Source organism: Polaromonas sp. (assembly GCF_041689105.1).
GTDB lineage: Bacteria > Pseudomonadota > Gammaproteobacteria > Burkholderiales > Burkholderiaceae_C > Polaromonas.
This window is the reverse complement of the sequence record NZ_JBDNGU010000188.1, coordinates 1-10,476: the sequence shown is the minus strand read 5'-3', so window position 1 is coordinate 10,476 and position 10,476 is coordinate 1. Positions and strand designations below refer to the sequence as shown.

The 10,476-nt window shown below is 62.9% G+C and carries 11 protein-coding genes; 5 read left to right on the top strand and 6 right to left on the bottom strand.

The annotated features are described in order from the left end of the window. Positions 1-283: 283 nt before the first annotated feature. From ACESMT_RS18855 to ACESMT_RS18830, 6 genes are all read right to left on the bottom strand, one after another. Positions 284-481, bottom strand: a complete 198-nt coding sequence (locus ACESMT_RS18855; protein ID WP_372828131.1) for a hypothetical protein — start codon at positions 479-481, stop codon at positions 284-286. A gap of 367 nt (positions 482-848) precedes the next feature. After that, on the bottom strand, positions 849-2,030 hold the full coding sequence (locus ACESMT_RS18850; protein WP_372828130.1) for an FAD-dependent monooxygenase: 1,182 nt from the start codon (positions 2,028-2,030) through the stop codon (positions 849-851). Further along, complete coding sequence (locus ACESMT_RS18845) at positions 2,027-4,918, bottom strand: aconitate hydratase (protein ID WP_372828129.1); 2,892 nt, start codon at positions 4,916-4,918, stop codon at positions 2,027-2,029. The genes ACESMT_RS18850 and ACESMT_RS18845 overlap by 4 nt, the downstream gene beginning before the upstream one ends. Before the next feature lie 101 nt (positions 4,919-5,019). Continuing rightward, positions 5,020-6,225: a phosphoglycerate dehydrogenase gene (locus ACESMT_RS18840; protein ID WP_372828128.1), complete on the bottom strand. Its 1,206-nt coding sequence runs from the start codon at positions 6,223-6,225 to the stop codon at positions 5,020-5,022. Beyond that, a complete protein-coding gene (gene serC, locus ACESMT_RS18835; protein ID WP_372828127.1) occupies positions 6,218-7,300 on the bottom strand; it encodes a 3-phosphoserine/phosphohydroxythreonine transaminase in 1,083 nt (360 codons plus the stop codon). Before serC ends, ACESMT_RS18840 begins: the two co-directional genes overlap by 8 nt. 103 nt (positions 7,301-7,403) lie before the next feature. Continuing rightward, positions 7,404-7,829: a hypothetical protein gene (locus ACESMT_RS18830; RefSeq protein WP_372828126.1), complete on the bottom strand. Its 426-nt coding sequence runs from the start codon at positions 7,827-7,829 to the stop codon at positions 7,404-7,406. On the opposite strand from ACESMT_RS18830, the gene ACESMT_RS18825 reads away from it, so the two are divergent. From ACESMT_RS18825 to ACESMT_RS18805, 5 genes are all read left to right on the top strand, one after another. Further along, positions 7,819-7,977, top strand: coding sequence for a hypothetical protein (locus ACESMT_RS18825; protein WP_372828125.1), 159 nt, complete (start codon positions 7,819-7,821; stop codon positions 7,975-7,977). The genes ACESMT_RS18830 and ACESMT_RS18825 overlap by 11 nt on opposite strands. Positions 7,978-7,981: 4 nt before the next feature. Further along, positions 7,982-8,815, top strand: coding sequence for a helix-turn-helix domain-containing protein (locus tag ACESMT_RS18820; protein WP_372828124.1), 834 nt, complete (start codon positions 7,982-7,984; stop codon positions 8,813-8,815). Between the two features lie 221 nt (positions 8,816-9,036). After that, a complete protein-coding gene (locus ACESMT_RS18815; protein WP_372828123.1) occupies positions 9,037-9,546 on the top strand; it encodes a pyridoxamine 5'-phosphate oxidase family protein in 510 nt (169 codons plus the stop codon). Between the two features lie 26 nt (positions 9,547-9,572). Next, the gene (locus ACESMT_RS18810; RefSeq protein ID WP_372828122.1) at positions 9,573-9,956 is read left to right on the top strand and encodes a hypothetical protein; all 384 of its coding nucleotides are present in this window, start codon (positions 9,573-9,575) and stop codon (positions 9,954-9,956) included. Positions 9,957-10,100: 144 nt separating this feature from the next. Then, a complete protein-coding gene (locus tag ACESMT_RS18805) occupies positions 10,101-10,388 on the top strand; it encodes a DUF6516 family protein (RefSeq protein ID WP_372828121.1) in 288 nt (95 codons plus the stop codon). Positions 10,389-10,476 lie beyond the last annotated feature (88 nt).

The window sequence follows — 10,476 nt, the reverse complement described above, 5'->3', positions numbered from 1 at the left end:
GGAGTTGTTGATCCATTTTTCCGCATTGGAGCGGGTTTGCTCATTGCTCTGTTCGGCATCAACGCGGTTTGGACTGCGATCCAGGCAAAAGCGTCATGGCTTTCCAAGATTGGTCCGCTGCCTTAACTGGCTGCCATTGCCTAACCATTCGTTCAAGCCGAGCCCAAATCGTGGCAGCGCCTTCGTGCCTACGCTACGCTAGCACGCAGTCGCCGCCCCGCTTTGGGCCGGCTTGACTCTGACGTTAAACCTGATCCTGGGACGATGTGCCGAACGACTGCTTTCACCGTTTAGCAAATTCCGCTTTCGCAGCAAAGCGGAATTTTCTAACCATCAGCCCAAAGTCTGCTGCGTACTCAAACCCCGTATAAACATTTTGGGCAACACCAGAAATGTCCTTCTTTATGGTCATCAATGACCGGCCCAGATGGTCAACTTGATCGGCGCATGCACTCTGACGATGACGCGCAAAGCGGGTCATCGTCTTTCCGAATCCGAATCCGAATTCGTCACCCCCACCCGTCGGGCTGGGCCGAGGAGCGCAGCCGACAGTGGGTCAGGACGAGCGATTGTTTGAGGCGAAGCCGAGTTCGAGCTCGACCCCGTTTTCGGTGAGCACCGCAGGCTGCCCGCAGCGAAGCGAAGGGACCCAGACCATCGGGTCGCCTTTTTCTTTGCTTACTTTCTTTTTGGCGACGCAAAACGAAAGTGAGTTGCCGCCGGGCAAACCCCGGCTTGCTGGCAGACCACTTACGCCAAAACACCTTCGGTAGTTGGCAGCTATGGATCCCGGATCAAGTCCGGGATGACAACTCGACGAAGATTTTCTCTATTAATTCAATAGCAAATCAAGGGCCGCCATACAGCCAGGGCATATCGAGCAAGCGTTCACCGAGCAGTCTCATCGAGAGATCCCGGCCCCACCGCACCACCCCGTCCGCATGAAAAATCTGCCCATTTCGGATGGCCCTCGCCTGTACCCGCGCATTGCGCTGCCAGCGGTTCAGCGCGTAGCGGTTCAGCATGGTCGGCACATCCAGCGCGGGGTCCAGCGCCTGCGCCAGCACGCGGCCGAGTTCAGCGGCGTCTTCAATGGCCATGCCCGCCCCTTGGGCCAGGTAAGGGCGCATCGGATGCGCCGCGTCGCCGAGCAGGGCCACGCGGCCCAGCGCGTGCTGGTACGCCCCCTGCATGGGCGGTCGGTCGCACAGCGCCCACAGGCGCCAGGCAGGAACCGCACGCACCAGGTTTTGCAGCGGCACGCAGGCGCCCGACAGCGCCGCAAGAAGGTCCTGCGCTTCGGTGCCGCGGTCCCAGTTGTCCAGATCGCCGGGAGCCTCGCCGTGCACGATGGCCACGACGTTGAGCCACTCGCCACCGTGCACCGGGTACTGAACCACATGCAGGCGTGGACCCAGCCAGGCGCTCACATCGGTGGAGCGCAGCGCTTGCGGCAGCTCGGCCTGCCGCACCAGCGCGCGGTAGGCGAGGTGGCCGGTACTGCGGGGTGGCCCGTCACCCAGCAGCCACTGACGCACCGGGCTCCACAAACCGTCGGCACCCACCAGCACTTCAGCCTCCACGGGGGGGTCGTCGCCACTTTGCACCGTCACAGCGTTCGCATCCTGTGAAAACCGGCTCAGGGTGTGGTTCAGCCTGAGCGTGACGCCGGCTTGCCGCACCGCATCGAGCAACAGGGCATGCAGGTCGGCCCGGTGCACCGTGGCATACGGGGCGCCATAACGCTTGGCCATGGTCTCGCCCAGCCGCAGCCGGCCCAGCGTGTCGCCCGAGGTCGCGCTGCGTACCGTGAGTTGCCGCGGGAATGCGGCCACGCGGGCCAGACCGTTGGCCAGCCCCCAGTCATGCAGCACCCTGACGACATTGGGGCCGAGCTGGATGCCGGCGCCGACTTCGCTAAAAAAAGGCGCACGTTCGTACAGCCGCACGCCCCAGCCGGCGCGCGCTGTGGCCAGCGCGGCCGCCAGACCGCCTATGCCGCCGCCGGCGATCAGCGCCTGCTGGGTCATGCAGCCAGCAGCTGCCTGAGCACAAAAGGCAGGATGCCACCATGGCGGTAGTAGTCCACCTCGATAGGTGTGTCAATGCGCAGGATCAGCTGCAGCTTTTTCTGCGTACCGTCTGCGCGGGTCACCGTCAGCGTCGCTTCGCTTTGCGGCTTGAGATCGGGGTCGGGCACTACGTCAATCACCTCGTTGCCACTCAAGCCCAGTGTCTGCCAGGAGTCGCCGGGCTTGAACTGCAGCGGCAACACGCCCATGCCGACCAGGTTGCTGCGGTGGATGCGCTCGAAGCTGCGCGCCACCACGGCCTTGATGCCCAGCAACTGCGTGCCCTTGGCCGCCCAGTCGCGGGAGGAGCCGGTGCCGTATTCTTCACCGGCAAACACCACCGTAGCGGTGCTTTTCGCCAGGTAGCACATGGCGGCGTCGTAGATGAACATTTTTTCGCCGCCAGGCTGGAACAGCGTGACGCCCCCCTCTTCGCGCGAGCCGTCGGGGCCAGCCGGGATCATCAGGTTCTTGATGCGCACATTGGCGAAGGTGCCGCGCATCATCACCTCATGGTTGCCGCGACGCGCGCCGTAGCTGTTGAAGTCGGCCTTCTGCACGCCGTGCGCCAGTAGCCACTGCCCCGCGGGCGAGCTGCGTTTGATCGATCCGGCCGGCGAAATATGGTCGGTGGTGATCGAGTCGCCGAACAGCGCCATGATGCGCGCCCCCTTCACGGCTGCAGCATTATTCTGGCCTGCAGCCCCCTTCTGGCGAGGTCTGTCGGCTATGGTTTCCATAGCAAAATCATTGAAGAAAGGCGGCTCGGCAATGTAGGTGCTTTTGGGCCAGGTGTAGCTGGTGCCTGCGACGCCCTTGATGTTTTCCCAGAGCTTGCCGGGTTCGCTCTTGACCTTGGCGTAGTTCTCGCGGAAGGCCTTGCCATTCATGGCGAACTTCATGAGTTTGTAGATCTCGTCGCTTGTCGGCCAGATGTCGCCAAGGTAAACGTCTTTGCCGCCTTTGCCCTTGCCGACCGGCTCGGTCATCAGATCACGCAGCACGGTACCGGCAATGGCATAAGCCACCACCAGCGGCGGGCTGGCCAGGAAGTTGGCCTTCAAGTTGGGATGAATGCGCGCCTCGAAATTACGGTTGCCCGACAGCACGGCCGCGCAGACCAGGTCGCTGCCAGCGATGGCCTCGTTGATCTCCGGCGTCAGGTCGCCGGAATTGCCGATGCAGGTGGTGCAGCCGTAACCGGCCAGCGCAAAGCCGAGTTTCTCCAGGTAGGGCAACAGGCCGGTCTGGGTGAGGTACTCGGTGACGATGCGCGAGCCCGGCGCCAGCGAGGTCTTGATGTGCGGCTGTACCTTCAGGCCGGCTTCCACGGCTTTTTTGGCAAGCAGGCCGGCCGCCAGCAGAACGCTGGGGTTGGAGGTGTTGGTGCAACTGGTGATCGCCGCGATCAGCACATCGCCGTTGCCGATGCTGATGCCGCCTGCCCTGGTCCCGGGTGCAGGCGTCAGCACATCGGCATGGGCTGTGGCCAATGTCGGGCGGTTGCCCTCCATTTCCATCTCCATGCGCGGCGCGCCGGCCGGTACGGGAGGCGCACCGGGCGAGGTATCAGCGGTACCGGGGTCGTTGCACTGCAGCAGGTGGCGCGTGCGCAGCGTGGCCGCCGGCTGGTTGAAGCCGTTTTCCGCGTTGGGCTTGCTGAACAGCGAGGCGAACTGGCTGGCCACCTGGCCCAGCTCGATGCGGTCCTGCGGTCGCTTGGGGCCAGCCAGGCTGGGCGTCACATCGCCCAAATCAAGCTGGACCACCTGCGAATAATCAATCTCACCGGCCTTGGCCACGCCAAACAGGCCCTGCGCGCGGAAGTAGGCTTCAAAAGCCTCGATCTCACCCTTGGTGCGGCCGGTGCCAGTGAAGTACTCGATGGTTTTTTCATCAACCGGAAAAAAGCCCATGGTCGCGCCGTATTCGGGCGCCATGTTGGCAATCGTCGCACGGTCCGGCAGGGCCAGCGTGCGTGTGCCTTCGCCAAAAAACTCGACAAACTTGCCGACCACTTTTTCCTTGCGCAACTGTTCGGTGACGCGCAGCACCAGGTCGGTGGCGGTCACGCCTTCGCGCAGGCGGCCCGTCAACTCGAAACCGACCACATCGGGCATGAGCATGTAGACCGGCTGGCCCAGCATGGCGGCCTCGGCCTCGATGCCGCCCACGCCCCAGCCGACTACGCCAATGCCGTTGATCATGGTGGTGTGGCTGTCGGTGCCGACCAGGGTGTCGGGGTAATACATACCGCCGTCCGTCTTGTGCACCCCACGGGCTAAATACTCCAGGTTGACCTGGTGGACAATTCCGAAGCCCGGCGGCACGACGCGAAAGGTGTCGAAGGCGTGCATGCCCCATTTCATGAACTCGTAGCGCTCGCGGTTGCGCTGGAACTCCAGCTTCATGTTCAGGTCCAGCGAGTTTTTCTTGCCGTAGTAGTCCACCATGATGGAGTGGTCTACTACCAGGTCCACCGGCACCAGCGGCTCGATGCGCTTGGGGTTTTTGCCGAGTTTGACGGCCACCGAACGCATCGCGGCCAGGTCGGCCAGCAACGGCACGCCGGTGAAGTCCTGCAGCACCACGCGCGAGACGACAAACGGGATTTCTTCGGTGCGATCGGCGTTGGGGACCCAGTTGGCCAGTTGCCGCACATGGTCGGCATTGACCTTCTTGCCGTCGCAGTTGCGCAGCACCGACTCCAGCACGATGCGCATGGACACCGGCAGGCGGGACACTTTGGGGAACTGTTTGGCCAGGGCCGGCAAGGAGTGAAACTTGCCGGTTTTACCCGAGGCGGTTTTAAAGGTTTTCAGGGTGCTGGCAAACGCGTGGGCCATGGCGAACTCCTATCTCTTGTGGATTGATGCTATTGCAACATCCTACAAGCCTTCACAGCAATGTCTGTAGGACTTGACAACCGAAGCAGTCCGCCCGCAGGCTAAAACCCGGAATCGGGCAGATAACGCACGGCCAGCACGCCGTCGATGGCGCGCAGCTGGTCCAGCACGGCTTCGCTGACCGGGCTCTCCACATCGACCAGCGTGTAGGCCATGTCGCCGCGCGACTTGTTGACCATGTTGTGGATGTTCAGGCCGGCCTGGGCCATGGCGGTGGAGATCTGCCCCAGCATGTTGGGCACATTGGCATTGGCGATCGCCACCCGGTGCGCCGACTCGCGCGCCATCACCACGGCCGGAAAGTTGACCGCATTGACCACATTGCCGTGCTCCAGGTAGTCGCGCAATTGCTCGGCGACCATGATGGCGCAGTTTTCCTCGGCCTCGCGGGTGGAGGCACCCAGGTGCGGAAGGGCAATCACGCCCGCGTGGTGGTTCAGCGCCGGCGACGGAAAGTCGCAGACGTAGGCACGCAGCTGTTTCGCATCCAACGCCGCCAGCACGGCGCTTTCGCTCACCACACCTTCGCGCGAGAAATTGAGCAGCACAGCGCCCGGCCGCATGAGCTTGAGGTTGTCGGCGTTGACCATATCGCGTGTGGCCGCCACCAGGGGCACATGCAGACTCACGAAGTCGGCGTTTTTCAGAACGTCCGCCACGCTGGCCGCCTTTCTGACCTGGGCCGGCAGGCTCCAGGCGGCGTCCACGGTGATGTCCGGGTCGTAGCCCAGCACCTGCATGCCCAGCTTGATGGCCGCATCGGCCACCAGACAGCCGACCCGGCCCAGCCCGACCACGCCCAGGGTATGGCCGGCCAGCTCGAAACCGGCGAAGTTCTTCTTGCCGTCCTCAACCGCCTTGTCCATGTCGGCCATGGCGGGGTCCAGGCCGCCGACAAACCGCAGCGCTGGCGCGATGTTGCGCGCGGCCAGCAGCATGCCGGTGAGCACCAGCTCCTTGACGGCGTTGGCGTTGGCGCCCGGCGCATTAAACACCGGCACGCCGCGCGCGCTCATCGCCGCCACCGGAATGTTGTTGGTGCCGGCGCCGGCGCGGGCGATGGCCTGCACGCTGTCTGCAATCGCCAGCGCATGCAGGTCGGCTGACCGCACCAGCACGGCGTCCGGACGGGCGAGGTCCTTGCCGGTGCTGTAGCGCCCCGCCGGCAGGCGCTTGAGGCCGTTGGCAGAGATCTGATTGAGCACCAGAATTTCAAAGCGCTGCGCCGGCAAGCCGGGCTCAGCCATGGCTGGCCTCAAACTCTTTCATGTAGCCCACCAGGGCCTGCACCCCCTCGACCGGCATGGCGTTGTAGATCGACGCGCGCATGCCGCCCACCGAGCGGTGGCCCTTGAGCTGAAACATGCCGCGCGCCTGAGCACCCTTTAAAAAAGCTTCATCCAGCGATTCGTCCTTCAGCTTGAACGGCACGTTCATCAGCGAGCGGTCTTCACGGGCAATCGGGTTGCTGTAAAACGAGGTAGCGTCCAGGTAGTCGTACAGCAGCGCGGCCTTGGCCCGGTTGCGTACTTCCATGGCCTTGAGACCACCCAGCGCCAGAATGTGCTTGAACACCAGGCCGGCGATGTAAATCGCGTAGGTCGGCGGCGTGTTGTACATCGAGTCGTTGTCGGCCTGCTGCTTGTAGTCAAAAACAAAGGGGGTGTGCGGGATGGCCTGGCCGATCAGGTCGTCGCGAACAATCACCAGCGTCAGGCCCGAGGGGCCGATGTTTTTCTGGGCGCCGGCGTAAATCAGTCCGTAGCGGCTGACATCCACAGGGCGCGACAGGATGTTGGACGACATGTCAGCCACCAGAGGCACGACGCCGGTATCGGGTGTCCAGTGGTATTCGACGCCGCCTATGGTTTCATTGGAGCAGATGTGCACATAGGCCGCATCGGGGTCCAGCTTCCAGGTCTCGAACTTCGGCACGCTGGTAAAACCGTTGGCTTCCGAGGTGGCGGCGACGTTGACCTTGCAGTAGTTTTTTGCTTCCTTGATGGTTTTTTTCATCCACTCACCGGTGTTGATAAAGTCCGCGCCGGCATGGCCGCGCAGAAGGTTCATAGGCACGATGGCGTTTTGCCCCAGCCCGCCACCCTGCAAAAACAGCACCTTGTAGTTGGCCGGAACGGACAGCAACTCGCGCAGGTCGGCTTCGGCCTGCGCGTGGATGGAAATGAACTCCTTGCCGCGGTGGCTCATTTCCATCACCGACATGCCGGAACCGTTCCAATCGAGCATTTCGGCGGCGGCCTGGCGCAGCACGGGTTCGGGGAGGGTCGCCGGGCCGGCGCTGAAATTGAAAACGCGTGTCATGGAAAAGGCTTTCTTGGGAAGAAGGGAGTCAATCTGGCGGCCCAGGCCGGGCGCCAGATCACACAGCATACAAGAAACGCCCCAGCGGCCGGCCTTGCGTGCCTTACCAGGCCGGTCGCGCCGCGGCCCTGCGCAGGCCGACCCACTGCAGCTCGGCCAGCAGCCCCACAACCACCGCCTGCACCGCAATGAAGCCCTTGCCGAGGAGCGTCGGTGCAACCATGCCGCCAAACAGCAGCACCAGGCAGCCCAGCACCCACAGGCCGTTGGCCGCAATCAGCAGCCAGACCCCCGCGTGCGCAATGAATGGACGGGTCGCGATGAACGCAATCAGCGCAACGTAGCCGAAAATGACCCAACCCGAGGCCACCAGCAAGCTCACGGGCAGACCCAGCACGGCAGCCAGCTGATCGGCCAGCAGCAACTGCAGCAGACCGGTGACGCCACCTGTGGTGGCGTCCAGCCACAACACGCGGCGCAGGAACAGGGGAGAGGCGGCAAGGGAAGACAATGAATTCATGACTGACATGGCAGGCTCCTTGAAATGGGATAGCGGGGAGGGGATGCCGCAGCGGCTATCCATCGTTGCGGCTATGGGGGCAATCATTCCCGCAGGGCTGCAGCCGGTCGATAACCCCGCAGGTAATGGCGCCATGGCCGCGCTGGATTTACGATGACGCCATGAATGCAAGCCTTCATCCCCCCGCCCGGCCGTCGCACGCCAGCCCACAACCCTTTGGCGAGCACCTGCGCCACTGGCGCCAGCACCGGCGCCTGAGCCAGCTGGACCTCGCCAGCGAGGCTGACATTTCCACCCGCCACCTGAGCTTTGTCGAGACCGGGCGCTCGGTGCCAAGCCGCGAGATGGTGCTGCGCCTGTCGGAGCGCCTCAACATCCCGCTGCGTGAGCGCAACACCCTGCTGGTCGCGGCCGGTTACGCACCCATGTACCGCGAGCGGACTCTGGACGACCCGGCGCTGGCTTCTGCGCGGCAGGCGGTCGAGCTGATCCTCAAAAGCCACGAGCCCTACCCTGCCCTGGCCCTTGACCGGCACTGGAACCTGGTGGCGGCCAACCGCATGGTGCCGCACCTGCTGGCGGGCGCGGACCCTAAGTTGCTACAGGGACCCATCAATGTACTGCGCCTGAGCCTGCACCCACGCGGCCTGGCCAGCAAGATCGTCAACCTCGTGCAGTGGCGCAACCACCTGTTCGAGCGCCTGCGCCAGCAGATTGCGGCCACCGCGGACCCGGTGCTGGTGGCGCTGCTGGAGGAACTGCGCGCCTATCCGCAGGTCAAGGGCGCGGGCGACCTGCACCTGGACGGCGAACACCTGGGCGTGGTCATGCCGTTTCGCTTCAGCACCCCGAACGGTGTGTTGAGCTTCATCAGCACCACCACCATCTTCGGCACACCGGTGGACGTGACACTGCAAGAGCTGGCCATGGAAACCTTTTTCCCGGCGGACGACTTCACCGCGCAGGCACTGCGCGCGCTGAGCACACAGCTCTGAACGTGCAGGCTTGCCTGATTGCTATCAAATAAATAGCTGCTTACGCTCGCTGGATAAGGGCTGATGACATATTTCATGCTGAAGCTGCCGGTGGACGACCCAGCCAGGCAAGCCGCGCTTGTCGGTGCTGGCTGACAGGCAAAGGGGCCAGCTTCCGATGAAGCGCGCCTGCACGAACGTCTAGAGTGAAGGATTGACCATTCATAACCGGAGATCCCTTCATGACAAGCACCCCTCCCCGCCAAGACCACGAGACCCTTTGGGACCTGATCAAGGACATCAAATTCGGCATGCTGACGCACCGCCATGGCGACGGCAGCCTGCAAAGCCACCCGCTGACCACGCAAAACCAGTCCATCGACGAAAACTCGACGCTTTACTTTTTTATCTCGAAGAAAGGTGAAATGGCCTCAAGTCTGGGCCACGACGCCAACGTCAATGTCGCTTACGCTGACACCAGCGATGACAACTACGTCTCCATCGCCGGAAAGGCCACCCTGTCCGACGACCAGGCCACCACGGAGCGCTTGTTCAACACGTTCACGAAAGCCTGGTTTCCCGGCGGTGTCAACGATCCCGACCTGCAACTGGTGGAGGTGAAGATCACGCACGCCGAATACTGGAACGCCAAGGACAGCAAGGTCACGCAATTGTTCAAGATGGCCAAATCGGCCGTGACAGGCGACCGCCCGAAAGACATGAGCGAACACAAGGAAGTGCCCGTGTCCTGACCCGCAATGCGGGAAGAAAAGCCGGCATGCCGTTTATCTGGTTCAACAAGGCCACCGACCCGGCCGCGCCGGATGATCTGCGCATCGGCACCCACGCCGTCCGCTACGTCGAAGCCTCCCGGCCCGACCTGGTCGGCCAGACCACCATCCACATGATGGGACAGGGTTCGGCGATCAACGCCGTGACCGAATCCATCGGCACCGTGGTCACCGAACTGGGCGGCTTGGTGGCCGCCAAACGCCACTACCTCTCGCCGCCGCCCGATGACGGTGCCAGCACGGTCTACATCTCGTCGGCCAATGTCAGCTACCTCCGCCCCAACCTGCCGACCACACCCGAGTTCTGGTACGTCACCTTTGTCGACGGCTCGGAAATTCGCATTGTGGATCCTCTGCCTGCCGGGTTGTAGTTAGTGCCTTGTTCAGGGGCATCCTGCCCCACAGCAGCAGTAGCTGTCGTCACCTGGGAAAAACGCAAGACTATGGCTTGACAAACCATATAGGTATGGCGAACAATGCCACATGCCACATGCCACATGCCACATGCCATATGCATGTGCCATTTGCCCGAGGCCGTCCTCCTTTTCAGAACCCGTTCAGTTCATTCAGGCGGCATCGTTGAGGTGGTGGTGTGGCAGGTGCTTGAACCCGTGCCACCATCGGAGCATTCCTTCAAATACCGGCTGGTGTACGTACGTGACGGCACACGTGTGCTGGGCTACGACAACGAGCGCGGTAAAGGCGACCACAAACACCTGGGGCAACGCGAGCTGCTGTACAAGTTTGTAGATATTGAAACCCTGATGGCGGACTTTCTCCGCGACGTGGAGGCCATGCAATGACGACCAGCAAACAGATTCTGAACGTGACCGTGGGTGAATCCCTGCGCGACTCCGGCGCCCGCGCAGCGGCCACCATGAAAGCGATCGC